Annotated in this window: 25 protein-coding genes; 16 read left to right on the forward strand and 9 right to left on the reverse strand. The window is 60.9% G+C overall.

Annotated elements, in window-relative coordinates:
- Positions 1 to 41: 41 nt before the first annotated feature.
- On the reverse strand, positions 42 to 518 hold the full coding sequence (locus tag CLV45_RS09145) for a hypothetical protein (protein ID WP_100336051.1): 477 nt from the start codon (positions 516 to 518) through the stop codon (positions 42 to 44).
- 69 nt (positions 519 to 587) lie between these two features.
- Positions 588 to 1,535: a DUF2911 domain-containing protein gene (locus tag CLV45_RS09150; protein WP_100336052.1), complete on the reverse strand. Its 948-nt coding sequence runs from the start codon at positions 1,533 to 1,535 to the stop codon at positions 588 to 590.
- Positions 1,536 to 2,060: 525 nt separating this feature from the next.
- Here CLV45_RS09150 and hisG point away from each other — a divergent pair.
- From hisG to CLV45_RS09210, 12 genes are all read left to right on the forward strand, one after another.
- Positions 2,061 to 2,912, forward strand: a complete 852-nt coding sequence (hisG, locus tag CLV45_RS09155; RefSeq protein ID WP_100336053.1) for an ATP phosphoribosyltransferase — start codon at positions 2,061 to 2,063, stop codon at positions 2,910 to 2,912.
- Between the two features lie 132 nt (positions 2,913 to 3,044).
- Positions 3,045 to 4,343 carry a histidinol dehydrogenase gene (hisD, locus tag CLV45_RS09160; RefSeq protein WP_100336054.1) on the forward strand — a complete coding sequence of 433 codons (1,299 nt, stop codon included), beginning with the start codon at positions 3,045 to 3,047 and terminating at the stop codon, positions 4,341 to 4,343.
- 61 nt (positions 4,344 to 4,404) lie between these two features.
- On the forward strand, positions 4,405 to 5,457 hold the full coding sequence (hisC, locus tag CLV45_RS09165) for a histidinol-phosphate transaminase (protein WP_100336055.1): 1,053 nt from the start codon (positions 4,405 to 4,407) through the stop codon (positions 5,455 to 5,457).
- Positions 5,458 to 5,468: 11 nt separating this feature from the next.
- Positions 5,469 to 5,918 (forward strand): ATP-binding protein, encoded by a 450-nt coding sequence (locus CLV45_RS09170; protein WP_100336056.1) that lies wholly within the window; start codon positions 5,469 to 5,471, stop codon positions 5,916 to 5,918.
- A complete protein-coding gene (locus CLV45_RS09175; RefSeq protein WP_100336057.1) occupies positions 5,908 to 6,669 on the forward strand; it encodes a tRNA(His) guanylyltransferase Thg1 family protein in 762 nt (253 codons plus the stop codon). The genes CLV45_RS09170 and CLV45_RS09175 overlap by 11 nt, the downstream gene beginning before the upstream one ends.
- 69 nt (positions 6,670 to 6,738) lie before the next feature.
- Complete coding sequence (hisB, locus tag CLV45_RS09180) at positions 6,739 to 7,842, forward strand: bifunctional histidinol-phosphatase/imidazoleglycerol-phosphate dehydratase HisB (protein ID WP_100336058.1); 1,104 nt, start codon at positions 6,739 to 6,741, stop codon at positions 7,840 to 7,842.
- 151 nt (positions 7,843 to 7,993) lie between these two features.
- Positions 7,994 to 8,581 carry an imidazole glycerol phosphate synthase subunit HisH gene (gene hisH, locus CLV45_RS09185; RefSeq protein ID WP_100336059.1) on the forward strand — a complete coding sequence of 196 codons (588 nt, stop codon included), beginning with the start codon at positions 7,994 to 7,996 and terminating at the stop codon, positions 8,579 to 8,581.
- A gap of 6 nt (positions 8,582 to 8,587) precedes the next feature.
- A complete protein-coding gene (gene hisA, locus CLV45_RS09190; RefSeq protein ID WP_100336060.1) occupies positions 8,588 to 9,304 on the forward strand; it encodes a 1-(5-phosphoribosyl)-5-[(5-phosphoribosylamino)methylideneamino]imidazole-4-carboxamide isomerase in 717 nt (238 codons plus the stop codon).
- A gap of 18 nt (positions 9,305 to 9,322) precedes the next feature.
- Positions 9,323 to 10,081 carry an imidazole glycerol phosphate synthase subunit HisF gene (gene hisF, locus CLV45_RS09195; protein ID WP_100336061.1) on the forward strand — a complete coding sequence of 253 codons (759 nt, stop codon included), beginning with the start codon at positions 9,323 to 9,325 and terminating at the stop codon, positions 10,079 to 10,081.
- Between the two features lie 79 nt (positions 10,082 to 10,160).
- The gene (gene hisIE / locus CLV45_RS09200; protein ID WP_100336062.1) at positions 10,161 to 10,793 is read left to right on the forward strand and encodes a bifunctional phosphoribosyl-AMP cyclohydrolase/phosphoribosyl-ATP diphosphatase HisIE; all 633 of its coding nucleotides are present in this window, start codon (positions 10,161 to 10,163) and stop codon (positions 10,791 to 10,793) included.
- A 111-nt stretch (positions 10,794 to 10,904) separates the two neighbouring features.
- Entirely contained in the window at positions 10,905 to 11,681 is a 777-nt protein-coding gene (locus CLV45_RS09205) for a glycosyltransferase (protein ID WP_100336063.1), read from the forward strand.
- An 11-nt stretch (positions 11,682 to 11,692) separates the two neighbouring features.
- On the forward strand, positions 11,693 to 12,328 hold the full coding sequence (locus CLV45_RS09210; RefSeq protein WP_100336064.1) for a lipid-A-disaccharide synthase N-terminal domain-containing protein: 636 nt from the start codon (positions 11,693 to 11,695) through the stop codon (positions 12,326 to 12,328).
- Between the two features lie 240 nt (positions 12,329 to 12,568).
- Here CLV45_RS09210 and CLV45_RS09215 read toward each other — a convergent pair whose 3' ends face one another.
- The 6 genes from CLV45_RS09215 to CLV45_RS09240 all read right to left on the reverse strand — a co-directional run bounded on the left by CLV45_RS09215 (position 12,569) and on the right by CLV45_RS09240 (position 19,987).
- A complete protein-coding gene (locus tag CLV45_RS09215) occupies positions 12,569 to 13,597 on the reverse strand; it encodes a hypothetical protein (protein WP_100336065.1) in 1,029 nt (342 codons plus the stop codon).
- A gap of 1,061 nt (positions 13,598 to 14,658) precedes the next feature.
- A complete protein-coding gene (locus tag CLV45_RS09220; protein WP_100336066.1) occupies positions 14,659 to 15,798 on the reverse strand; it encodes a tetratricopeptide repeat protein in 1,140 nt (379 codons plus the stop codon).
- A gap of 171 nt (positions 15,799 to 15,969) precedes the next feature.
- Positions 15,970 to 18,540 carry a DNA gyrase subunit A gene (gene gyrA, locus CLV45_RS09225; protein WP_100336067.1) on the reverse strand — a complete coding sequence of 857 codons (2,571 nt, stop codon included), beginning with the start codon at positions 18,538 to 18,540 and terminating at the stop codon, positions 15,970 to 15,972.
- Positions 18,541 to 18,654: 114 nt separating this feature from the next.
- On the reverse strand, positions 18,655 to 18,897 hold the full coding sequence (locus tag CLV45_RS09230; RefSeq protein WP_100336068.1) for a hypothetical protein: 243 nt from the start codon (positions 18,895 to 18,897) through the stop codon (positions 18,655 to 18,657).
- A 16-nt stretch (positions 18,898 to 18,913) separates the two neighbouring features.
- Positions 18,914 to 19,621 (reverse strand): HD domain-containing protein, encoded by a 708-nt coding sequence (locus CLV45_RS09235; RefSeq protein WP_100336069.1) that lies wholly within the window; start codon positions 19,619 to 19,621, stop codon positions 18,914 to 18,916.
- 9 nt (positions 19,622 to 19,630) lie between these two features.
- Positions 19,631 to 19,987: a cupin domain-containing protein gene (locus tag CLV45_RS09240; RefSeq protein ID WP_100336070.1), complete on the reverse strand. Its 357-nt coding sequence runs from the start codon at positions 19,985 to 19,987 to the stop codon at positions 19,631 to 19,633.
- A gap of 160 nt (positions 19,988 to 20,147) precedes the next feature.
- Between CLV45_RS09240 and parS the strand changes: the two genes are divergently transcribed.
- Both parS and CLV45_RS09250 read left to right on the forward strand, forming a co-directional pair.
- On the forward strand, positions 20,148 to 20,591 hold the full coding sequence (gene parS / locus CLV45_RS09245) for a type II RES/Xre toxin-antitoxin system antitoxin (RefSeq protein WP_245882812.1): 444 nt from the start codon (positions 20,148 to 20,150) through the stop codon (positions 20,589 to 20,591).
- Between the two features lie 111 nt (positions 20,592 to 20,702).
- Positions 20,703 to 21,170 (forward strand): RES family NAD+ phosphorylase, encoded by a 468-nt coding sequence (locus tag CLV45_RS09250; RefSeq protein ID WP_100336072.1) that lies wholly within the window; start codon positions 20,703 to 20,705, stop codon positions 21,168 to 21,170.
- Between the two features lie 6 nt (positions 21,171 to 21,176).
- On the opposite strand, the gene CLV45_RS09255 is transcribed toward CLV45_RS09250, so the two are convergent.
- Complete coding sequence (locus CLV45_RS09255; protein WP_100336073.1) at positions 21,177 to 21,722, reverse strand: RNA 2'-phosphotransferase; 546 nt, start codon at positions 21,720 to 21,722, stop codon at positions 21,177 to 21,179.
- A gap of 250 nt (positions 21,723 to 21,972) precedes the next feature.
- Between CLV45_RS09255 and CLV45_RS09260 the strand changes: the two genes are divergently transcribed.
- Positions 21,973 to 22,245 (forward strand): hypothetical protein, encoded by a 273-nt coding sequence (locus CLV45_RS09260; protein WP_100336074.1) that lies wholly within the window; start codon positions 21,973 to 21,975, stop codon positions 22,243 to 22,245.
- A 236-nt stretch (positions 22,246 to 22,481) separates the two neighbouring features.
- Entirely contained in the window at positions 22,482 to 23,831 is a 1,350-nt protein-coding gene (locus tag CLV45_RS09265) for a hypothetical protein (protein ID WP_100336075.1), read from the forward strand.
- Positions 23,832 to 23,909 lie beyond the last annotated feature (78 nt).

Consider the following 23,909-nt stretch of genomic DNA (forward strand, 5'->3'; position numbering starts at 1 on the left):
ACTCGGAATCCGGCGTTTTAGACGTTGTTGCTATGCCGGCACTAGTGGCGTTTCGGCTTTTCACTCGACAGTACCACGACCCCGGTTGCCCCGCGGGTGCCGTAGATGGCCGTGGCCGCTGCATCGTGCAGGAAGGCCACCTGCCGGATGGGCCGGCTTCCCAGCACGCGTTGCAGTTCGCCCATGGTAGCCGGGTCATTGTTGACGAAAGGCTTCCCGTTTACGACATACAGCAGCGGAATACCTAGTGGAGTAGCGTGAGCGGGCAGTGCGGGCGAAGCCGCTGGCCGCTGGCCGGTAGCAGCTGCCGGCATCCAACACACGGCGGGCTGCAAGGGAGCCAGCAGCGTGTCGCGCCGGGCCCGTACGGCGGCAACTTGCTGGGGCAGCGCCAGGTGTCGCACGCTGTCCATCCAGGCCGGGTTGTCAGGAGCCCGGGGCACCGGGTGGGTTTGTCCGAGTGCGGGCAGGTTGCCAGTTAACAGGCCGGCGAGCGGGAAGAGAAGAAAGTAGCGCATCCATAGCCGATGCTCAGAGGGTAGTTGTGGCACGCAGCTACGATGGAAATTGCTAAAAAACAGGTTGCCTTAATACGCCTTGCTCTGCCACTCGGTGAGGGTGATGCGCATGTTGGGCTGCTGCTGCTTGAAGGTGGCGTCTTCCTTTTCGCCCAGCTTCAGGGCCCGGCGGCCGTAGACGATGGCCGTGCCGTAGTCCTGCTTGGAGGCCATCAGCCGAGCCTTAATCCAGGTATTGGTATAGGCTTCCTTGAGCCGCAACGACTCGTTGATGTACTGCAGGGCCAGCTCGGCCTGAATGTTGTTCTGCACCAGGTAGTCGGCGGCCTGGGCCAGCAGCTGCCAGTTTTCGGGATTCGCGGCCAATACCTTCTGAATGCCGGCCAGGGCCTTGGCGTGCACGTCGGTTTCGATGAGCAAACTCACCGTGCGCTTTTCCCAGGACAAATTCAGCCGGCCGCTGTTGGGCTTCACTTCCGAAAACCAGTAGACCAGGTTTTCGTGCATGGGCCCCGACTCGGGCACGGCCGGCAGCCGGATCTGGTCGGCGCGCGGGTCGTAACCCTCGGTGCCCCAGTGGTTGATGACGCGGTTTAGAATCAGTTCCCAGTCCTGGTCGGCCTTGGGCAGCACGTAGAACGAGTACTTGCCCGCCGGCACAGCCTGCCCGTTGAGGATAACCGGGTCGGAGAAGGTCAGGACCGTGTTTTCGTTGGCCCCGGCCCGCCACACCTGGCCGTAGGGCACCAGCTGCCCCCAGATGGCCCGGCCCCGCACCGAGGGCGTGTGGTAGTCCACAGTTACGTCGCTCAGGCCAATGGTTTGCATCACCAGGGCCCGGGGGCTGGCCTGGGGCAGGGGCAGTTCGGGCACTTTGGGCAGCTTTTCCGGGGCCGGCACGGTGAGCACCGTCGAGTCGGGGGCCAGCTGGGCCTGGGCGGCCCCGGTAGAGCCGGTCAGAACCAGCAGCAGGCTCAGGCGCCGGGAAAAGGATGAGAACGAACAGCGTGTACGCATAAGCAGCAATAGGGTAGCAGCGGGAGCGGAGGGGCAGCAGCGCCGGGGTGGGGTCCGAAACAATGATGCCAAAAACGGGTTAGCTCAACTAAAAGCCTGAGGAAACCATAGGAAACCACAAAGGTGCGGTTTCCAAATATTTTTTGCTTGAATAATTTTGTTTCGAGCTTGCCGCGCGTACTTTTGCCCAGCAATTCGCCCTTATGCCCTTCGCCGCGCTTTTCCTGTGCACCCTCAGCTCCCAGGCCGCCCATTCGGGCCAGGCTACTGGCTGGCTGCGCGCGGCGCACCATCATCTGCACGGGCATCATTCCTCTTAAGAGAGGAACGACACAAGCATATTGACCCCGTGGGGCACTCTGTATTTACAAGTGCCTGGCCGCCCCGAAAAGGCCGCCCCGCCCGCTATTGCCCTTGCGGCCCGCTTAGCCGGCGTTTTTCCCTTCTCTTCGTATCTGTTCCGAATGCCACGCGTGAGTACCCGACCGGGTTTGCTCCCAGGTGTTCTTCCCAATTCAATTCCCTATGATTCGTCTGGCCATTCAGAAGTCGGGCCGCCTGAGCGAGGATTCGCTCAACCTCATTCGTGAGTGCGGTATTTCCTTTGTAAGCAGCTCCTACAAGCTCAAGACCGAAGCCACTAACTTTCCCCTGGAAATCCTATTTCTGCGCGACGATGACATTCCCGGCTACGTCCAGGATGGCGTGGCCGACCTGGGTATCGTGGGCCAGAACGTGCTGGTCGAAGCTGGTTTCCCCGATCTGGAGGTCGAAAAGCTGGGCTTCAGCAAGTGCCGCCTCTCGCTGGCCATCCTGCGCTCGGAGGGCTACAGCTCGGTAGCCGACTTGCAGGGTAAGAACATTGCTACCTCGTACCCGCAGATTCTGGGCCGCTACCTGGCCGGGGAAGGCGTGCAGGCCAACCTGCACACGATTAGCGGCTCGGTAGAAATTGCCCCCAGCATCGGCCTGGCCGACGCCATCTGCGACATCGTCTCCTCGGGCTCCACGCTGCTGGGCAACGGCCTGCGCGAAGTCGAAACCGTGTTCCGCTCCGAAGCCGTGCTCATTGCCAACCAGCAGCTCTCAACTGAAAAGCAAGAGCTATTGGAGCAGCTGCAGTTCCGGATGCAGTCCGTGCGCCGGGCCCGCCGCAACAAGTACATCCTGCTCAACGCCCCGGTCGCCTCCTTGGACGCGGTAAAGGCCCTGCTGCCCGGCATTAAGTCGCCCACCGTGACGCCCCTGGCCGAGGAAGGCTGGGTCTCGGTGCAGTCGGTGGTGAATGAGGACGACTTCTGGCACATCACCGGCCAGCTCAAAGCCGTCGGCGCCGAAGGCATCCTGGTGCTGCCCATCGAGAAGATGATAGCCTAGTTTTAATGTGGGGGAATGTGAGAAATGCGGTTGAATGTGCGAATGAGGACTTTCAAAACGCCGCAGCACCTTCCCGATTAGCATTTTTCACATTCCCCCACATTCTCCACATTTCTCATATTAAGTAAGAGCATGCAAGTAGTTCAATATCCTGGTCAGGCGGAATGGGCGGCGCTGCAGCAGCGGCCCGCCGCCGGGGAAGCCCGGCAGGTGGAAGAGCGGGTCCGCCAGATTTTCGACGACGTGCGCCAGCGCGGGGATGAAGCCCTGCGCCACTACGCCCAGGAGCTGGACGGTGCCGCCCTGACCGAGCTGCGCGTGAGCCCCGAGGAAATAACGGCCGCCGTGGCCCTGGTGCCGGCCGCGCTGCAAACCGCCATCCGCCAGGCCCATGCCAACCTGTGGAAGTTTCACCTGACCCAGCGCGAGGAAATCACCAAGGTGGAAACCATGCCCGGCGTGACCTGCTGGCGCAAATCGGTGCCGGTGCAGCGCGTGGGCCTCTACATTCCCGGGGGCACGGCCCCGCTGTTCAGCACCCTGCTCATGCTGGGCGTCCCGGCCCGGCTGGCCGGTTGCCCGGAAGTGGTGCTGAGTACCCCGCCCCAGAAAGACGGCTCGGTGAATCCCGTTATTCTCTTTACGGCCCAGTTGCTGGGCATTACCACCATCATCAAGGCCGGGGGCGCCCAGGGCGTGGCCGCCTTGGCCGGGGGCACGGCCAGCGTACCGGCCGTGGATAAGATTTTCGGGCCCGGCAACCGCTACGTTACGGCCGCCAAGCAGCTGGCGGCCCAGCGCGGGGTGGCCATCGACTTGCCGGCCGGCCCCTCGGAGGTGCTGGTCATTGCCGACAAAACCGCCAACCCCGCTTTCGTGGCCGCCGACCTGCTCAGCCAGGCCGAGCACGGCCCCGACTCCCAGGTAGTGCTGCTGACCGACTCGGCCGAGCTTTTGCCCCTGGTGACGGCCGAAGTGGAGCGGCAGCTGGCCGAACTGCCCCGCCGGGAAGTGGCCACGCTGGCCTTGCGCGAAAGCCGGGCCGTGCTGCTGCGCACGCCGGAGGAAATGTTGTTCTTCTCGAACCAGTACGCCCCCGAGCACCTGATTCTGGCCGTGCGCAACGCCGATGAATACGCCGAGGGCGTGACCAGCGCCGGCTCGGTGTTTCTGGGCCACCTCACGCCCGAAGCCGCCGGCGACTACGCCTCGGGCACCAACCACACGTTGCCCACCGGCGGCTACGCCCGCAACTACAGTGGGGTGTCCCTGGATTCGTTCGTGAAGAAAATTACCTTCCAGCGCATCACCGCCGAAGGCCTGCTCAACGTGGGGCCGGTGGTCGAAACCATGGCCGAGGCCGAGGGGCTGCGGGCCCACGCCCGGGCCGTGACCCTGCGCCTGGAAAGCCTGGTGGGCACCGGCGCCTGAGTTTTTCTGTCATTCGGCCCCGGGCCGCTCTTGAAGCGCCCGGGTCCATAGTCTTTAGCGTATGTTTGAGCTCGAAACCCTTATCCGCCCCAACATCCGGGCCATGCAACCGTACTCTTCGGCCCGCGACGAATTCCAGGGCGAAGCCCGCGTCATGCTCGACGCCAACGAAAACAGCCTGGGCAGCGCCGGCCCCGAGTTGTTCAACCGCTACCCCGACCCCCAGCAGCGGGCCGTCAAAGCCGAGCTGGCCAAGCTGAAAGGAGTGGAGCCCGCCCAGATTTTCCTCGGCAACGGCTCCGACGAGGCCATTGACCTGCTGGTGCGCCTGACCTGCCGCCCCGGGCAGGACCGGATTATGATCTTGCCGCCCACTTACGGGATGTATGAAGTAGCGGCCAACCTGAACGACGTGGCCCTGGAGCGCCTGCCGCTCACGGCCGACTTTCAGATTTCCGACGAAGCCGTAGCCGGCATCCTTGCCTCCGACGCCAAGCTGGTCTTTGTCTGCTCCCCGAACAATCCGACCGGCAACCTGCTGCACGCCGCGGCCGTGGAGCAAGTGCTGCGCGGCTTCCGGGGCCTGGTGGTCGTGGATGAAGCCTACGCCGACTTTGCCGCCGCCCCGAGCTGGACCACCCGGCTGGCGGAGTTTCCCAACCTGGTGGTGCTCCAAACCTTCTCTAAAGCCTGGGGTCTGGCCGGCCTGCGCCTGGGTATGGCCTTCGCCTCGCCCGACATCATCGGCTACCTCAACAAGATCAAGCCGCCCTATAACGTGTCGGAAGCCACCCAGCAGCACGCCCTGGCCGCCCTGGCTGATGCCCCGCACTTCGAGCAGATGCGCCGGGAGTTGCTCGTCGGCCGCACGTGGCTGCAGCAGGAGTTGGCCGGGCTCGACATTGTGGAACACTTGTTTCCTTCCGACGCCAACTTCCTGCTGGCCCGCTTCCGCCCCGATGCTACGGCCGTGTATAAGTATCTGCTGAGCCGGGGAATCGTGGTGCGCAACCGAACCACCCAGCCCGGGTGCGCCGGTACGCTGCGCCTGACGGTGGGCACGCCGGCCGAGAACGAGCAGCTGGTAGCGGCCCTGCGGGAGTATTCGGCCTAAGCTTTCCGGCTATGCAGCTCATCGTCTTCTGCGGAATTCAGGCTACGGGGAAGTCCACCTTCTACCAGCAGCACTTCTTCCATTCCCACGTCCGCATCAGCCTCGATTTGCTGCGGACCCGGAACCGGGAGCAGCGCCTGTTGCAGTTGTGCCTGGAAACCCAGATGCGCTGCGTAATCGACAACACGAACCCCACCCGGGCTGAGCGGGCCCGCTACATCGAACCGGCCCGGCAGGCGGGGTTTACCATCACCGGCTACTTCTTCCAGGCCCCGATAACCGAGGCATTGCGGCGCAACCAGCAGCGTCCGGTGGAGCGGCAGGTGCCGGCCGTGGGGTTGCGGGCCACCCGCAACCGCCTCGAGCTGCCCCAGCGTTCCGAGGGCTTCGACGAGCTGTACTTCGTCCGGGTAGGACCCCATCATACCTTTGACCTCAGCCCCTGGCAGGATGAAATTTGACGACCTCGACGCCCGCCTGCGCATTTTCGAAACGGCCCACGACCATTGCGCCCTGCCCGGCCTCTACCTGGTAGCCCGCCTGGACGGCCGCGGTTTTACCCGCCTGACCAAGGAAACCCATTCCTTCGAAGCGCCCTTTGACGAGCGGATGCGGGATTTGATGGTGCATACCACCCGGCAGCTGCTGACCACAGGCTTTCGGATGGTGTACGGCTACACCCAGAGCGACGAAATTTCTCTGCTGCTGCACCCGGAGGAAAATTCCTTTGGCCGCAAGCTGCGCAAGTACACCTCGCTGCTGGCCGGGGAGGCCTCGGCCACGTTTTCCCTGGCGTTGGGCAGCCCGGGTATTTTCGACTGCCGGATTTCCCAGCTGCCCCGCCCGGCCGACGTGCTGGATTATTTCCGCTGGCGGCAGGAAGACGCCGCCCGTAATTCGTTGAATGCCCACTGCTACTGGCTGCTGCGGAAGCAGGGCCGCTCGGTGGCCGAGGCTACCAGTCAGGTCAAGGGCCTGCGCCTGGCGGCCAAGCACGATTTACTGTTCGGGGCCGGTATCAACTTCAATGAGCTGCCGAGCTGGCAGAAACGGGGCGTCGGCTTGTACTGGCAGCAGTATAAAAAGACGGGCTTTAACCCCTTGAGCCAGCAGCCGGTCGAAACAACCCGTCAGCAAGTAACCCTGGATACCGAGCTGCCGCTGGGAAACGACTACGCGGCGTTGCTCCGCTCTTTCCTGCACCCCGAATAACTCCTTCCCAACCCGCCACCTTTTTTTCACGCTCTACCGCCCGAAGCTCCGGCTTCTGACTTTTACACCATGAAGAAAGTTCTTTTCATTGACCGCGACGGGACCATCCTGATTGAGCCGCCGACGGATTTTCAGGTGGATGCCCTGACTCGGGAGAAATTCCAGTTTGTACCCGGCGCCATTACCGGCCTCGCGCGCATTGCCCGGGAGCTGGATTACGAGCTGGTGCTGGTCAGCAACCAGGATGGGCTGGGCACGGCCAGCTTCCCCGAGGAAACCTTCTGGCCGGCCCACACGATGATGCTCGACGTGCTGCGCGCGGAAGGAGTGGAGTTCGCGGCCGAGCACATCGACCGCAGCTTTCCCCACGACAACCTGCCCACCCGCAAGCCCGGCATCGGCATGCTGCAGCACTACCTGGAGCCCGGCGCCTACGACCTGAAGAACTCCTTCGTCATCGGCGACCGGCTCACCGATGTGGAGCTGGCCCAGAACCTGGGCTGCCAGGCCATTCTGATTCGGGCGGAAGCCGACGAGCGGGCCGCCCTGAGCACCACCAGCTGGGAGGCCATCTATCAGTTTCTGCGCCTGCCCGCCCGCACGGCCGTGGTGCAGCGCGACACGAATGAAACCAAGATCCGCATCGAGCTCAACCTCGACGGCGCCGGCCGCCCCAGTATGCACACGGGCCTGGGCTTTTTCGACCACATGCTCGACCAGCTCAGCAAGCACTCGGGCGTGGATATGAAAATCGAGGTCCAGGGCGACTTGCACATCGACGAGCACCACACCATTGAGGATACGGCCATTGCCCTGGGCGAAGCCTTCCACCAAGCCCTGGGCGACAAGCGCGGCCTGGCCCGCTACGGTTTCCTGCTACCCATGGACGACGTGTTGGCCCAGGCTGCCATCGACTTCTCGGGCCGGCCCTGGATAGTTTGGGAGGCCGAGTTCAAGCGGGAGCGGGTGGGGGATATGCCCTGCGAAATGTTTTACCATTTCTTCAAGAGCTTCTCGGATGCCGCCCGCTGCAACCTCAACATCAAGTGCGAGGGTCAAAACGAACACCATAAGATCGAAGCCATTTTCAAGGCCGTAGCCAAGTCCATCAAGATGGCCCTGGTGCGGGACGCGGGCAAAATGGAAATTCCCAGCACCAAGGGTGTATTGTAGGCTTTGGAGGCTTTACCCAAATGTTTTAACATTTGGGTAAAGCTAGGAATGGGCTTTTCAACGGCAGTAAACCAGCCGGATAAAGCATTGATTGAGGCTCTAACCCAGGAAGCAGCAGGGTGTCAAGATTTAAACAAATGGATATACTCAAATGGAAATAGCGGTAATAGATTACAAAGGGGGTAACGTGCAGTCGGTCCTGTTTGCCCTGGAGCGCCTGGGCGTGCAGGCCACTCTGACGGCCGACCCCGAGCAGATCCGGCGGGCCGACAAGATTCTGTTTCCCGGCGAAGGCGAAGCCGCTTCGGCCATGCAGGAGCTGCGGGCCCAGGGCCTCGACCAGGTGCTGCCCACGCTGAGGCAGCCCTTTTTGGGAATCTGCCTGGGCATGCAGCTGCTCGGTACCCACAGCGAGGAGAATGACGCTACGATGCTGGGCATTCTGCCTTTTGAAGTAAAGCGCTTCCCGGCTTCGGCCGAGGTCAAGGTGCCCCACATGGGCTGGAACAACCTGCTGCGGCTCCGCTCCCCGCTGTTTGATGGGCTGCGGGAACAGGACTTCGTCTACTTTGTGCACAGCTACTATGCGCCGGTGGGAGACTACACCATTGCCGAGGCCGAATACCCCGCGCCCTTCAGCGCCGCCGTGCAGCACCAGAACTTCTACGCCGTGCAGTTCCATACCGAGAAGAGCGGCCCGGTGGGCACGCGCATCCTCGAAAACTTCCTCAAGCTCTAACCACCCATGGAAATAATACCCGCAATTGACCTCATCGGCGGCCAGTGCGTGCGCCTGACCGAGGGCGACTTTGCCCAGCAAACCACCTACGATGCCGACCCGCTGGCCGTGGCCCAGCGCTTCGAAGCCGCCGGGGTCAAGCGCCTGCACCTGGTCGACCTAGACGGGGCCCGGGCCCGGCAGCCCGTCAACCTGCCCGTGCTGGAGCGCATTGCCCGGCACACGAGCCTGGTCATTGACTTTGGGGGCGGCTTGCAAAGCGAAGAGGCGGTGCGCTCGGCCTTCGCCGCCGGGGCCGCCCAGATTACGGCCGGCAGCATTGCCGTGCGCGAGCCGGCTACGGTGCAGCAGTGGCTGCAGGAGTTCGGAGCCGAGCGGATTCTGCTCGGGGCCGACTTTCGCGACAATCACATTTCCATCAATGCCTGGGCCGAGCAGTCGGAGCGGACGGTGGCCGAGTTTATCCAGGACTACCTGAACGCCGGGGCCACGACCTTCGTGTGTACCGATGTCAGTAAGGACGGCAAGCTGCAGGGACCCTCGGTGGCTACTTACCGGGAACTACGCCAGCAGCTGCCCGCCGCCCGGCTGGTGGCCAGTGGGGGCGTCACGACGCTGGCTGATGTGGAAGTGCTGGCTGAGGTCGGCATGCACGGGGCCATTATCGGCAAGGCCATTTACGAAGGCACCATTACCCTGCAGCAGCTGCAGAAGTTTCTCTAGTCTGACTCATTCACGCATATGCTGACCAAACGAATTATTCCCTGCCTCGACGTCAAGGATGGGCGCACCGTGAAGGGGGTGCGCTTCGAGGGCCTGCGCGACGCCGGCGACCCGGTGGCCCTGGCCGCCCGCTATGCCCTGGAAGGGGCCGACGAGCTGGTGTTCCTCGATATTACGGCCACCAACCAGAAGCGCACGACGCTTATCCATTTGGTGCGCGACGTGGCCCGGGAGCTGGATATTCCCTTCACCGTGGGTGGGGGCATCGGCACGGTGGCCGACGTGGAGGCTTTGCTACTAAATGGCGCCGACAAGGTCAGCATCAACTCGGCGGCCCTGCACCGGCCCGAGCTGATTGACGAGCTGGCCCGCCGCTTCGGCAGCCAGTGCATCGTGGTGGCCGCCGATGCCCGCTATACCGCCGAGGCCGGCTGGCAGATCTACACCCGGGCCGGGACGCAGAACACCGAGCGGGATGCCGTGGCCTGGTGCCGGGAGGCCGCCGACCGGGGCGCCGGGGAGTTGCTGCTCACATCCATGAGCAACGACGGTACCAAGGACGGCTTTGCCCTGGATGTTACCGGGGCCGTGGCCCGGGCCGTATCGATTCCGGTAGTGGCCTCGGGAGGCGCCGGTAAGCTGGAACACTTCACCCAGGTATTCCAGCAGGCCCAGGCCCACGCCGGCTTAGCGGCCAGCATTTTTCATTTCGGGGAAATTGGCATCCGGGAGCTCAAGGAGCACCTGCAGGCCGAGGGTATTCCCATGCGCCTGTAAGTATCGTAGGTAGTGCTTGGTGCTTAGGATTGATGGGAGTTGTCCTGTTACCAAGCATCAAGCACCAAGCATCAACAACATGGAACTCGACTTTAATAAAATGCCCGACGGGCTCATCCCCGCCGTGGTGCAGGACTCGGCCACCGGGCAGGTGCTCATGCTGGGCTACGTCAACCAGGAAGCCTGGGTTAAAACGCAGGTCGAAGGCCGGGTGACGTTTTTCTCCCGCTCCAAAAACCGGCTCTGGACCAAGGGCGAAACCTCCGGCAACTTCCTGCGGGTGGTGAGCCTGCACCCCGACTGCGACAACGACGCACTGCTCATCCGCGCCATTCCCGACGGGCCTACCTGCCACCGGGGTACCGTCAGCTGCTTCGAGCAGCCCGAGCAAACGGCCCCGGTGGGGTTCCTGGCCGAGCTCGAGCGGCTGGTGCAGCGCCGCTACCAGCACCCCGAGGAAGACCCCAAGTCGTACACGGCTTCGCTCTTTGCCAAGGGCATGCCCAAAATAGCCCAGAAAGTGGGAGAGGAGGCCGTCGAAACCGTCATTGATGCCGTGGCTGGCAACCGCGCCGGCTTGAGCGGCGAAGCCGCCGATTTGCTCTACCACCTGCTGGTGTTGCTCACGGCCTCGGGCCTGACGTTGGAAGACGTGGTAGCCGTGCTGCGCCAGCGCCACAGTACTATTTCGGCCGGCACCCGCCGGGAGTAGCACTTTCGTCGGTAAGGGGGGTTGTGGCCGCCTCGTTTTAAAGACAACCGCCGTGGGAAAGTCCCAGGGCGGTTTTTTTGTTGCTACTTTACAACTTCTCTTTGCTGTTGTATGTCCGTGCCCTCTACGCCGTATCTGGCCACCCAAACGCTGACCGTGCTGGTTCCCGTCTATAACGAGGAGGAAAGCCTGACGCAGTTCGTGGTCGAGATGAACCAGTTTCTCGCCCAAACGCCGCTGCCCACCACCGTGCTCTTCGTCAACGACGGCAGTACTGATGGGTCCCTGGCCTTATTGCGCAGCATCTGCGGCCAGGATACGCGCTACGAGTTGATTTCCCTTTCGCGCAATCAGGGGCTGAGCACGGCCATCAAGGCCGGCATCGACCACTGCCGCAGTACCCTGGTGGGCTACATCGACTCCGACATCCAGACCACCCCGCTGGATTTCCTGCGCTTTCTGGAGTTTTTCCCCGCCTACGATATGGTCAACGGCATTCGGGCCAAGCGCCAGGATACGCTGGTCAAGAAGCTGTCCTCGAAGCTGGCCAACACCGTGCGCCGCACCTTAATCAACGACGGAATTCAGGATACGGGCTGCCCGCTGAAGATTATCAAGATAGAATACGCCCGCCGGCTGCCGCTTTTTCACGGTATGCACCGTTTCCTGGGCGCATTGGTGCAGCTGCAGGGCGGCCAAGTCAAGCAGCTGCCGGTGCAGCATTTCCCGCGCTTTGCCGGCACGGCCAAGTACACGCTCTGGAACCGGGCCTGGAAGCCGCTGGTCGATACCTTTGGGTTCCGCTGGATCCGCAGCCGCTGGAAAAACTACGAAATCGGGGAGGTGCTGCGCGCCGAATCCCGCCCGGCCGACGGCGGGGGGCGGTAGTGGGAGGCGGGATGAGTACGCAAACCCTGGCGCTGGTTATTGGGCTGGTGTCGCAGCTGCTCTTTTCCAGCCGCATCGTGCTGCAGTGGGTGCAGAGTGAGCGGGCCCGGCGGGTGCTGGTGCCCGTACTATTTTGGAAAGTCAGCCTGCTGTCCTCGTTTCTGATGATTCTCTACGGCATGCTGCGCCACGACCCGGTAATCTTGGGAGCCCAGCTGCTGAGCTACGGTATCTACATCCGCAACCTGCAGCTGCTGGGTGAGTGGCGGAAGCTGAGCCGCTGGTTTCGGGGGGCGGCCTACGGGTTTCCGCTCGCGCTGCTCAGCTGGTTTGCCAGCGGCACGTCCCACGTGAATCTAGGGCGTCTGCTGCACCCGGCCATTCCCGGTGGCTGGCTGCTGCTGGGGGCGGTAGGGCAGGCCGTGTTTTTGCTCCGCTTCGTTTATCAATGGCTGTACTCCGAGCGCCGGGGGACCTCCGTACTGCCTCTGGGCTTCTGGGTGGTGAGCTTAGCCGGGTCCCTGCTTATTCTGTTCTACGCCGTGCTGCGCCTCGATTACGTTCTGCTGCTGGGCAATGTCTTCGGCACCGTGGTGTACGCCCGTAATATTCTGCTGTTGCGCCGGGAGCAGCAGCAGGCCGCCTAAGCCGCCGGGGATTTTCCCGGTGGTACCTAACCAAACCCACTAATCCAGCCGGGCCGGGCGCGCCGGTTGGATTAGTGGGTTTGCGTGCAGCCGTCAAAGGTTATATCCCATCAGCATTCCCTAAGAAAAGCTTGAATCCTGCGCTGGGAAGGTGTTTAGCCAATGTTTTAGGTTAACATAAAATATAAACAGCTTGGAAACACCGGTGGTAAGCAAGTAGGAGTGGAGCCCGCCAAAGTGTCAGCGGCTTAGCTGTTTTCGCACCTTCTCTAGCAGAATGCTCACGATTTGCAGGTCATCCACGTCCTGGATGTTCAACTGCGTATCAATTCCCGGCCCGCTGATGTGAATAAAGTACCCTTCAGCCCCGCCCGCTGCCGCCCCCGTTGCGGCGGCTTGCGTCGTGAGTTCAGTACCACGCCCTGGGTGGTGTACCGATTCCCCACCGGCGGGCACCTCCGGAAGTGGAGCTATGGCGGCAGACGAAGCTGCACTGGCCGGAAACACGGTTTGGGGCCCCGCGTACGCTTCGGCTGGATACGATGTATCCGGAGAATGGTGTTCACTCTCTAAGTCGTCTGTATCGAGCCCAAACAGACTTGATACGGCGTCTTGTGTTCGGGCCGGCGCAGCGGGTGGTACAAAGCCCGTGTTGGGTTTAATACCAGCAGCAGAACCAGTAGTAATAGAAGACGTAGCCGCGGACGCCGTCGTTGCGGTCGTTGGAGCCCGGAATAAGTTTTGGGGAAGCTCCGTGCTGGCTAGTTCTCGCCGGGGTGTTTGCTGCGCGGCCAGTTGGTCTATATCGGCCACTACGTTGCGTTCATCCATCACGCCCACCATGCGGGCCCCGTCCACAAAGGCTTTGGCCACCACCTGAGCATTGATTTCCTCCACGCCAAACTCACGGATCAGCATCACGTCGAACATGTGTACTGGTAGTTCCCGGTTGCGGAACTTGCGGCATATCTGCGTGAATAAAGGAGGGTGCAGAAAGGCTTCCCGATGGAATACTTTCTCTTCCTGCTTATCGTAAGCGTGCTTAATGCGTCGAAACAGATTCGTAGTAGTCAGTAGCTCCCGTTTACTGGTAACTAGCCCAAACTTAACGGCCGAGCCAATAATGGCTTTGAAAGAGCCACTAACCTTTCTATTGAGCTTACGAGCACATGTTTCAATGGCACATTTACCGCCAGTGTCATCTACTACTTCAGCAATTTCCCAGGCACTGAGGTAACTAGTACGGGGGTAGTCTATAGTCTTAGGCATAAAAGAGGGTGAGCGTTATGTGCAGTGAATAAACAAGTATAACAACAAACAGTATATAAAGGTAGTATAAAGTATAAAAAAGTACACAATTATATTACTTTTTTATACTTTTTTGTACTCACAAATACTACTTTAGCTGTATATTATCTATTTTCACGAATCTACTCAGCATAACAGTATAAAAATACCACTCATACCTAAGGGCGGCCACGGGCGATAGGGGGGGCTAAAGCCTAGTGTGCTTGCTTTTTTAAAGGGCATAGTGACTTCAAAAGAAAAAAGAACTCCCGACAGTCTGATGTGTAAAGGCAGCTGTAAAGCCGGAAAACCAGCAGGAGAGAGGCTTCGCGCGAATTGCTCTTGTTAGTGGGATGCGAACTAGTTGGACCCATTGGCTATACTGACTCCAGCGTCAGGACCTCAAACTGCAGCCTAAACAGCGTGGCGCCCGGCCGTGCCAAAAACAGCAAGACCCGATTATTAAGGGCAGCGTCAGATTTTACGCCTCAGTAGTTTCTCATATATATTACAAGGCTTGAAGCTGGGGCAACCAAGATGCCTAAGGCTCAACTTGCTCACAACGATGGCAGCCAACTCAAACATCAAAAGCGGCTTACAGATTTCTTCTAGACTGATTACTGATGGACAGGCTATAACCTATGAATGGAGCACGTGACCTTAGCAGCAGCATAGCAGCATAGCAGCATAGCAGCATAGCAGCATAGCAGCATAGCAGCATAGAAAAGGCCGCTGGCCTAAATGGGGAACGTGGTAACCACTGGATTTGGCATGGACTCGAGACAACCGGATAGCTTACCGACTCAACCGCACACTCGCCGAACGCAACCCACTGAAATATCCGACGCGGCTTGCATTGCACAATCATCCACCAGGCAGATTACCCAAGTATATAAGTGTAAGTTGTAAGTAACTCAACTAATGGATATATGAGCTGCCTAAAACAAAAACATATATTGTCTTATAATTTATATTATGTTAAGTAATGTATTTCAAAATACGCCCGGGATGAATCCGGGCGTATTTTCTATCCCCTGCTTCGCTTACTTGAGCGATTCCAGACGGGTGTTCATTTTCTCGGCATCCGCCGTGCGACCCAAACGCACGTATACTTTCTGCAGCGACGAAATCACAGCCCGGTCGTTGGGCTGCAACTGCAGGGCCTTCTCGAAGTACGGCAGCGAATCCTGGAAGTATTTCTTGCCGTCAGCTTCAAACTTCTTCCCCGATTTCTGGTACGTGGCCAAGTCCATCTTGCTGGCCTTGGTAAACAGGTCCGCGGCCTTGTTGTAGTTGTAGACGCCCAGGTTGAACTGCGCGTCAAAATTGTTCGGATCTACTTCAACGGCTTTCTTGTAGGCCGCCGACGCTTTTTCCGGCTGCTTGCTTTGATCGTAGAGCGAGCCGAGTACGGCGTACAGGTTGCCATTGGTAGGATCTGCGGCAATGGCCTTTTCTACTTTACCGATAGCCTCAGCGCCCCGCCCCGAGCTCAGGTACATATTCAGCTCTTCGAGCATGAAGGCCTTATTGTTGGGGTACGCGGCCAGCGCCTGCTGAATTACTTTCTGCGCTTCAGCTTCGTTTTTCTCCTGCCGGGCAATCTGCAGCATGCGGCCGTACACGGCCGGCGACTTGTAGTTCATAGCCAGCAGCTTGCCGTACGTGTCTTTTGCCGTGGCAAAATCCTGCTTGGCTTCGGCCGCGTAAGCCGCATACAGGAAAGCCGTCGTGTCCTGGGGCCGGATTTGCTGGGCCATGCGGTACGACTCCAGGGCGGCATCGTAGTTTTTGGCATTGTAGCCCTCCACGCCGGCGTTCAGAGCCACTCCGTAGAGGTTGTCGAGTTTGGCCACGGCCAGCTTACCGAATTCGCCGGTTTTGCCGTCCAGCTCCACAGCCTTGCTGTACGATTCGAAAGCTACCTTGGTGCCCTCGCCGGGTTTCAGGTTTTTACCGAAAATTGGGCTGGCCGTGAGTTGCTCGTAGATTTCGCCCCGGGTGTACCACGTTTTGGCTTTGCCGGAAGTTTTCTCATTTACAATGGCCTTGTCAATATCGGCCTGAGCCTTATCAAGCAAGCCGCTGCGCTGGTTCAGAATAGCATTGGTCACGGCCGAGTTTTGGGCCGAGGCCGTGTGCAGCGCCGCCGCCGCTACAAGCGTCAGAAAAATCTTCTTCATGGTTTTTGCCGAAGAATAATGGTGGATGAGTGGAAGGAATTAGGAAAGAAACCACCGGCCGGAACACTTGGTTCAGCTAGCCGGCAGGAAAGAAAAAAGGCCTGAATACTCCCAGGTCGGCTCCGCTCAAAACGAATACCGTGCCCGAAAGTACTCAAGCCTTGGAGAATCTTAGCTGGCGCTCAGCGTGTCGGGCGCCACGTCGTCGGTGGCCAGGGTCGAGTCCAGGACTACATCCCCCGCCCCTTCCGGCGTACCGTTTTCCCCGGCTTCGCCCTCCAGCACCTCGGTTTCCTTGTCGTCGGAAGCCACTTTGGCCACCGAGGAAATTTCGTCGCCGGCGCTGATTTTCAGCAGCCGCACGCCCTGGGTAGCCCGACCGATGGTGCGCAAGTCGCTCATCCGCAGACGAATGGTAATGCCGGACTTGTTGATAATCATCAGATCATCCGAGTCCTGCACGTCCTTGATGGCCACCAGCGCCCCGGTTTTGTCGGTAATCTTCATGGCCCGGACGCCCTTGCCCCCGCGGTTGGTGACGCGGTACTCATCCAGGGAGCTGCGCTTGCCATAGCCGTTTTCCGAAACCACGAGCAGTTCCTGCGAGGTGGGGTCCGTGATGCAGACCATGCCCACTACCCGGTCGTTTTCGTCGGCCAGGCTGATACCGCGCACCCCGGCGGCGTTGCGGCCCATGGAGCGAACTTTCTCCTCGGGGAAACGCACCGCCCGACCCGAACGCAGGGCCACGACAATCTCGCTGCTGCCGGTGGTGAGTTGCACGTCGAGCAGCCGGTCGCCCTCGTTGATGGTAATGGCGTTGATACCGGCCGTGCGGGGCCGCGAGTAGGCCTCCAGCGGAGTCTTCTTCACGGTGCCCTGCTCGGTGCAGAACATCAGGAAAGTATTTTCCAGGTAGTCCGGATCGCGCAGACCGCGCACGTTCAGCACGGAGCGTACCGAGTCTTCGCGGGGAATCTCGATAAGGTTCTGAATCGGCCGGCCTTTGGCGTTCTTCCCTCCTTCCGGCACTTCGTACACCTTGAGCCAGAACACCCGGCCCAGCTCGGTGAAGAAGAGCAGGTACTCGTGGGTGGTGGCCACAAACAGATGCTCGGTGAAGTCGTCCTGCTTGGAAGCCGCGCCCCGGGCTCCTACGCCGCCCCGGCCCTGAGTCCGGTATTCGTCGAGGGCGGTGCGCTTGATGTAGCCTTCGCGGGAAATGGTAATAACCATGCTCTCGTCGGCAATCATGTCCTCCATCGAGAAGTCGCCGCCGGCGTATTCGATGGCCGTGCGACGCTTGTCGCCGTAGCGCTCCCGAATATCGATCAGCTCGTCTTTGATGATCTGGCGCTGCAACACATCAGAGGCCAAAACAGCCTTAAGGTGGTCGATCAGGCGCATCAGCTCCTCATACTCGGCCACGATCTTGTCGCGCTCCAGGCCGGTGAGGCGCTGCAGACGCATGTCCAGAATGGCGCGGGCCTGAATTTCGCTCAGCGCGAAACGCTCGATGAGCTGGGCCCGGGCCACGTCGCCGTCGCGGGAGGCGCGGATCAGGGCAATAACCTCATCGAGATGGTCGAGGGCAATGAGCAGGCCTTCCAGGATGTGGGCCCGCTTCTGGGCTTCGGCCAGCTCGTAGCGGGTGCGGCGCACGACCACGTCGGCGCGGTGCTCGACGAAGTAGTGAATCAGCTCCTTGAGGTTGAGCGTCATCGGGCGGCCTTTGACCAGGCACACGTTGTTGACGCCGAACGAGGACTGCAGCTGGGTGTAGCGGTAGAGCTGGTTGAGCACCACGTTGGGCATGGCGTCGCGCTTCAGATCATAGACGATGCGCATACCGTCGCGGTCGGACTCGTCGCGCAAGTCCGAAATACCTTCGATCTTCTTCTCGTTGATGAGGGCCGCCGTTTTCTCGATCATCGAGGCCTTATTCACCATGTAGGGAATTTCGGTGATGATGATCTGCTCCTTGCCGCTGGGCAGGGTTTCGAATTGGGCTTTGGCGCGCATCACGATGCGGCCCCGGCCGGTTTCGAAAGCCTGCTTCACCCCTTCGTAGCCGTAGATGGTACCACCCGTCGGGAAGTCGGGAGCAATAACGTGCTCCATCAGCTCGGGAATGGTAATCTCGGGGTTATCGAGGTAGGCAATGATGCCGCTGACGGTTTCGGTCAGGTTGTGGGGCGGCATGTTGGTGGCCATACCCACGGCAATACCCGTCGTGCCGTTGACCAGCAGGTTGGGAAACTTCGAGGGCATGACGCTGGGCTCTTCCAGCGAGTCGTCGAAGTTGGGCTGGAAATCGACGGTGTCCTTGTCCAGGTCGCCCAGCATTTCGTCGGAAAGGCGCTTGAGGCGGGCTTCCGTGTAACGCATGGCCGCCGGCGAGTCGCCGTCGATGGAGCCGAAGTTACCCTGGCCGTCGACGAGCGGGTAGCGCAGGCTCCAGTCCTGGGCCATGCGCACCATCGTGTCGTAGACCGAGGAGTCGCCGTGCGGGTGGTACTTACCCAGCACTTCGCCCACGATACGGGCACTCTTTTTATAGGCTTTGTTGTAGGATACGCCCAGCTCCGACATACCGTAGAGCACGCGGCGGTGCACGGGCTTCAGGCCGTCGCGCACGTCGGGCAGGGCCCGGGAGATGATGACCGACATCGAGTAATCGATGTAGGCGCCACGCATCTCGTCTTCAATGTTAATCGGAATGATCTTTTCGCCTTCCGCCATAGGGAAATCTAAGTCGGCCTAGGCCCCCTCGAAAGCGGGGCTGTCGGCACCAGTGAATGAGTACTGCGAGAAGCCCGCAAGATACGAAAAAAGGCCCGTTTTGCCTAATCCAGCCTATTCTTTCGTCTTGCTCTTATCGGCCTTGTGGGTGCCGGCCTTGGGCGTGTAAGTCTTGATTTTTTCCCCCACGGCCGGGTTCTGTTTTTTCCACAGCGGCTGGCCCCGGTATTTGTTGCCATTATGGAAATGCACCTTGCGCGTGTGGCAGGAGGCCATGGGGCAGGTACGGCAGGAGGCGGCGCTGAGCAGAAGCAAAAGCGGCCCGAGAAACCGCAGGGTAAGCAGGCGAAAGTTCATGCAAGTAAAGGTAATGCTAGGCCGGGGTATTGGGAGCAGCGGGCAGGTCCTGCCCTTCCCATTCGCGCAGAAACTGCTGCAGGAAGGTTTCCAGAAACTGGTGGCGCTCCTGGGCCACCCGGCGGGCGGCGGGCGTGTGCAGCCGCTCGCGCAAGTGGAGCAGCTTCTCGTAAAAGTGATTCAGCGTGGGCGCCGTGTTCTTTTTATAACTCTCGAAAGAGTCGTGGCTGATGGGCGCCACGGCCGGGTCGTGCAGGGGGCGGCCCTTGTGGCCGCCGTAGGCAAAGGCCCGGGCCACGCCGATGGCGCCGATGGCGTCGAGGCGGTCGGCATCCTGGACCACCTCCCCTTCCGGCGTGCTCATGGGCGTGGGTACGCCCAGGCCCTTGAAGGAAATCTCGCGGATAATGGTCTCCACGCGCTGAATGACGGCTTCCTCGACCTGCAACCCGCTGAGCCAGGCCCGGGCCGCGCGGGGGCCGGCCTCTTCGTCGCCGTCGTGGAATTTCCAGTCGGCCACGTCGTGCAGCAGGGCGCCCAGCTCCGTGACGAGCTGGTCGGCGGTGGGCACGGTGGCGGCCAGGGCCCGGCTGGTGTGCCACACCCGGCGGATGTGCTCCCAGTCGTGGCCCGAGCCTTCGCCCAGGAATTTGTCGCGCACGAAGTCGGCGGTATGAGCAATGATTTGTTCGGCCTGGGCGGCGCTAAGGACGGTAGTAGACATTGAAAGCGCTTAAACTAAGATTCGGTCGCCGTGGCTGGGCGGCTGGGACGTGACGGTGAAGTGCAGTTCCTGGCCCGACTCGTTGCGCAGCTGGTGCACCACGAGCGGCGGGACGGCCAGGCCCTGCTGGGCCTGCAAACGGTGGGGTACGCCATTTATTTCCAAGGTAGCCTCCCCGGCCAGCACGAAAAAGAACTGGTAGGCCCGCTCGTGGTAGTGGCTTACTTCCCGGGCCCCGGCGGGCATGCGCTCCTGAATGATACTCAACGCGGCCGTTTTGACCAGGTGCCAGCCGTCGCAGCCCTCTCCCCAGCGGTAGTGCTCGGCAGTGGCAGTGCTGACGGGAAAAGCCGGGGGCTGATTCATGCGCGACGGGTGGGTTTTGGCAGGAATGAAGGCGGCAAATTAGCAAGTTCAGCCCAGCTTGGCGGCCGGGCCGGCGGAGAAATTGAATTTTTGGGCCGCTTGGGAAGTTATTGCGTATATTGCCGTCAAATGACGACTAAAGAATAAGCAAATGACTGTCATGCGTAAAACTCCGGTGGCCACCATGGTTGATTTGATGGGTGGTGGCGCCGTCATCCCGCAGCTGGTACACAACGAGCTGGACCTACTGGCCGTGGCCCTGAAAGGCTTGTCGGTGCAGGCGCTGCGGGCGTTGCAGCAGCGGCTGGGCTTTTCCAATAAGGAAATCAGCGTGGTGCTGGGCGTCTCGGAAAGCACCCTGGCCCGACGCGAGCAGGCCAAGCGCGCCCTGACCCTGGACGAAGCTGAGAAAACCATTCAGCTCTCGGCCGTGCTGGCCAAGGGCCTCGACGTATTCGAGGACCAGGACGACTTTCACCACTGGCTGGACACGCCCAACCCGGCTCTGGGTCAGGTGCGGCCCAAGGAGCTGCTCTCCTCGGCCATCGGGCGGGAACAGGTGCGCGAAATCCTGGGCCGCATTGAGCACGGTATTTATTCGTAGTTGCTGATTGCTGATTGTTAACGTTGTTTCATCGAACAATTAACAATCAGCAATCAGCAATCAGCAATCAGCACCTACGAACAACTATCAACTATCAACGACACCTCCCGCATGCGCCTGTACCGGCTGGGCAAGTTTCCCTATATTCAAGATACCACCGGCCAGGGCGGCCTGTATTACTCGGGGCGCTGGCACGAAAAGGGCGTCCAGATTCTGTATACCTCCGAGCATTTGTCGTTAGCCAAGCTGGAAGTGCTGGCCAATTCGCCCTCGTTGCCGCGCAACTACTTTGCCCTGACCCTGGAAATTCCTGACGACACGCCGTTCCAGAAAGTAGCCGTGGACGAGCTGCCGGCCAACTGGCAGGAAATGCCCTACCCGCTGGAGCTGGCCCAGCTGGCCCGCACCTGGCTGGAGGAAGGCAAGTTCTGGATCCTGCGGGTGCCCTCGGCCCACGCGCCCACGGAGTGGAACTACCTGCTCAACCCCCTGCACCCCGACCATCGGCAGCTGCGCGTCGTGTCAGTGGAGCCCCACCCCTTCGACGCCCGCCTCAAGTCGGAGCCCGGCGGCAACTAGGCCGGCTTACAGCTCCCGCAGGTACTGGGGCGGCACATGGTCGGTGAGCCAGACCCCGTTGCCGGACTCGTAGAACACGAAGCCGGCCTGCTGCATGGCCCCGGCCTCAATAGCCAGAATCAGGGGCTGCCCCCGGCGCTGGCCCACGCGGCGGGCCGTGGCCTCGTCGGGCGAGAGGTGCACGTGGTGGCGCTGCCGTTTTTGCAGCCCTTCTTGGCGAATGGCGGGCAGCGCGGCGGGCACCGTACCGTGAAAGAGCACCGCGGGCGGCGTGGCCGGCAGCAGCTGCAGGTCGACTTCGACGCTGTGGCCCTGCTGGGCCCGGATGCGGGTACCGGACTCGTCGAAGGCAAAGCGCTGCTTGTCGTTGCTGGTTACCACTTCCTCCAGCTGGGCGCGGGTAATAGGCTGGCCGTGGCGGGCGCAGCCGGCCAGCAGCTCGGCCACGCTCACCCAGCCGCCCTCGGCCAGGGTGAGGCCCAGGGCCTGGGGCTGGTGGCGCAGGTGCAGGCTCAAGAATTTGCTGAGGCGGGTAAGCTGGGCTTTGTCCATAACCAAAGGTAGTAACCGAGCCCTAACGCCGGGGCTTGGGGCGGAAACCGGCTGGTACGGCCCCCCTAGGAAGCTCACTTCTTCTAGGGACGCGGCGGTGGTAAAGTCAAGTATTTTTCTAACTTCGGAATCCGAACCCTCGCAAAAGCGTTATTTAACGCGGCCGGCCCGGTTTTGTACGTAGTTGGTTTTTCCGCGGCGCCCGGCCGTTTTTTCCATCGAACCCTGCCCGGTTCCTACTCTTTGTCTTATGTCGCACGAAGTTGCTAACCTGACCCTGGCCGAAGCTACCACCCACGCCCCGTTCGTGGACTACGCCCGCTGCATCGACGCCGGCAACCGGCCCTTCAACCACGTGGGCGACTGGCCCGAGGAAGGCCAGCTCTACCCCGTGCGCGTGGTGGAGTCGCACCTGGAAGGCATGCCTCTGGTGCACGTGCTCGGCTTTCAGGCCGAAGCCCCCTACTACAACGCCTATGCCCCGCACCGCTTCGAGCTGCTGCACACCGTGTGGCTGAACTAGCCAGCCGCGGCCATTTTCGGGCTTATTTCAAACCTTTTTTCATCCAGCAGCTTACAAAGGGCGCCTCCGGACCGGACGCGCCCTTTTTTGTTGCCTTCCAGGCAGGGGATTGGTAAAAGCAGTGGCCCCAGCGGGCTGCGCAGCACCTGTTTACCGGCTCAGCGCAGGCTTTACGGCCCGGTGGGCAACCGTTGGCTACTACCTTTGCTCCTCTTTTATTCACTCAACCAGTACGCATGAATCCATTACGGTGGCGCAGCGGGCTGCTGCTGCCAGCCTTCCTGCTGGCCGGCGCCCTGCACACGCAGGCCCAATCCTTCAAGGATGGCAAATTGACGCTTAACCCCGACGGCAGCCGCTACATCAAGTTTACGCTGCTCAACCAGGTCTGGATCCGCTACAACCAAAGCAACCCCGGCACCCAGGTCAACGGCTTCAACAAGCCCGAAACCTACGATATCGGCATCCGGCGCTTCCGCATGCAGTTTATGGGCCAGCTCACCGACCGGGTCTTTATCTACTCCCAGATTGGTATCAACAACTTCAGCTACCTCTCCGACCGCAAAGCCCTGTTTTTCCTACACGACGCGGTGGGCGAGTACGCCGTGGTCAAGGACAAGCTTTCTTTGGGTACCGGTTTGGGGGCCTGGAACGGGTTGTCGCGCTTCACGGCCTCGGCCACGGGCAGCATCATGGGCATTGATTTGCCGCTGGTAGCCGAAACCACCAACGACGTCAACGACCAGTTCGGCCGCAAGCTCAGCCTCTACGCCAAGGGCAAGCTCGGCAAGCTCGACTACCGCGTGGCCCTCTCCGACCCGCTGGACATCACCAAGGGCTCGGCCGGCGCGGCCCCGCTCACGCGCAACGCCAACTTCTCCCGCCGGCCCGGTCAGCCCCAGTACCAGGCCTACCTGATGTGGCAGTTCAAAGACCAGGAAAGCAACCTGACGGCCTACAACACGGGCACGTATTTGGGCAAAAAGAGCGTGTTCAACGTAGGGGCCGGCGCCATCGTACAGCCCAAGGCCATGTGGTATTTGGCCGACAACGGCCGCGACACGCTCACCCAGGCCATGAAGCAGGTGGCCGTGGACGTGTACTACGACGCCCCGCTGGATACGGCCAAGGGCGCACCCAGCGTGCACTTCTACGCCGTGGGCATGCACCTGGACTACGGCCCGGGCTATCTGCGCACCAACGGCCCGATGAACCCGGCTACCAACACCCGGCCCGGCACGAGCACCAATCCCAACAACGCGTTGCTGGGCGAATTCGGCAACCAGTTTCCGCAGTACGGCACCGGTAACGTGCTCTACACCCAGCTGGGCTACAAGCTGCGCGACAACCTGGTGGGCGAAACCACCTTCATGCCCTACGTGAGCTACCAGTACTCGCACTACAAGCGCCTGGCCGACGATATCCACTACTACGACGCGGGCGTGAACTGGCTGCTGGCCGGCCACACTTCCAAGCTCACGCTGAGCTACCAGAACCGCCCCTTCTACCTCACCAACAGCAGCGGACAAAACGTGGTGGACCGCCGCCGCAGCGCCGTAGTAGCCCAGTATCAGGTGTCGTTTTAGGCTGATTGCTGATTGCTAGTTGTTGATTGTTGTTAGTTGATTGTCAAAAAGCCCCGTAGCGTACAGTTACGGGGCTTT

This window comes from Hymenobacter chitinivorans DSM 11115, from assembly GCF_002797555.1.
In the GTDB taxonomy this organism is placed as follows: Bacteria; Bacteroidota; Bacteroidia; order Cytophagales; family Hymenobacteraceae; genus Hymenobacter; species Hymenobacter chitinivorans.

Coding starts and splice junctions, on each gene's coding strand:
- CLV45_RS09145 (WP_100336051.1), bottom strand. CDS start 518: ATGCGCTACTTTCTTCTCTTCCCGCTCGCCGGCCTGTTAACTGGCAAC.
- CLV45_RS09150 (WP_100336052.1), bottom strand. CDS start 1,535: ATGCGTACACGCTGTTCGTTCTCATCCTTTTCCCGGCGCCTGAGCCTG.
- hisG (WP_100336053.1), top strand. CDS start 2,061: ATGATTCGTCTGGCCATTCAGAAGTCGGGCCGCCTGAGCGAGGATTCG.
- hisD (WP_100336054.1), top strand. CDS start 3,045: ATGCAAGTAGTTCAATATCCTGGTCAGGCGGAATGGGCGGCGCTGCAG.
- hisC (WP_100336055.1), top strand. CDS start 4,405: ATGTTTGAGCTCGAAACCCTTATCCGCCCCAACATCCGGGCCATGCAA.
- CLV45_RS09170 (WP_100336056.1), top strand. CDS start 5,469: ATGCAGCTCATCGTCTTCTGCGGAATTCAGGCTACGGGGAAGTCCACC.
- CLV45_RS09175 (WP_100336057.1), top strand. CDS start 5,908: ATGAAATTTGACGACCTCGACGCCCGCCTGCGCATTTTCGAAACGGCC.
- hisB (WP_100336058.1), top strand. CDS start 6,739: ATGAAGAAAGTTCTTTTCATTGACCGCGACGGGACCATCCTGATTGAG.
- hisH (WP_100336059.1), top strand. CDS start 7,994: ATGGAAATAGCGGTAATAGATTACAAAGGGGGTAACGTGCAGTCGGTC.
- hisA (WP_100336060.1), top strand. CDS start 8,588: ATGGAAATAATACCCGCAATTGACCTCATCGGCGGCCAGTGCGTGCGC.
- hisF (WP_100336061.1), top strand. CDS start 9,323: ATGCTGACCAAACGAATTATTCCCTGCCTCGACGTCAAGGATGGGCGC.
- hisIE (WP_100336062.1), top strand. CDS start 10,161: ATGGAACTCGACTTTAATAAAATGCCCGACGGGCTCATCCCCGCCGTG.
- CLV45_RS09205 (WP_100336063.1), top strand. CDS start 10,905: ATGTCCGTGCCCTCTACGCCGTATCTGGCCACCCAAACGCTGACCGTG.
- CLV45_RS09210 (WP_100336064.1), top strand. CDS start 11,693: ATGAGTACGCAAACCCTGGCGCTGGTTATTGGGCTGGTGTCGCAGCTG.
- CLV45_RS09215 (WP_100336065.1), bottom strand. CDS start 13,597: ATGCCTAAGACTATAGACTACCCCCGTACTAGTTACCTCAGTGCCTGG.
- CLV45_RS09220 (WP_100336066.1), bottom strand. CDS start 15,798: ATGAAGAAGATTTTTCTGACGCTTGTAGCGGCGGCGGCGCTGCACACG.
- gyrA (WP_100336067.1), bottom strand. CDS start 18,540: ATGGCGGAAGGCGAAAAGATCATTCCGATTAACATTGAAGACGAGATG.
- CLV45_RS09230 (WP_100336068.1), bottom strand. CDS start 18,897: ATGAACTTTCGCCTGCTTACCCTGCGGTTTCTCGGGCCGCTTTTGCTT.
- CLV45_RS09235 (WP_100336069.1), bottom strand. CDS start 19,621: ATGTCTACTACCGTCCTTAGCGCCGCCCAGGCCGAACAAATCATTGCT.
- CLV45_RS09240 (WP_100336070.1), bottom strand. CDS start 19,987: ATGAATCAGCCCCCGGCTTTTCCCGTCAGCACTGCCACTGCCGAGCAC.
- parS (WP_245882812.1), top strand. CDS start 20,148: ATGCGTAAAACTCCGGTGGCCACCATGGTTGATTTGATGGGTGGTGGC.
- CLV45_RS09250 (WP_100336072.1), top strand. CDS start 20,703: ATGCGCCTGTACCGGCTGGGCAAGTTTCCCTATATTCAAGATACCACC.
- CLV45_RS09255 (WP_100336073.1), bottom strand. CDS start 21,722: ATGGACAAAGCCCAGCTTACCCGCCTCAGCAAATTCTTGAGCCTGCAC.
- CLV45_RS09260 (WP_100336074.1), top strand. CDS start 21,973: ATGTCGCACGAAGTTGCTAACCTGACCCTGGCCGAAGCTACCACCCAC.
- CLV45_RS09265 (WP_100336075.1), top strand. CDS start 22,482: ATGAATCCATTACGGTGGCGCAGCGGGCTGCTGCTGCCAGCCTTCCTG.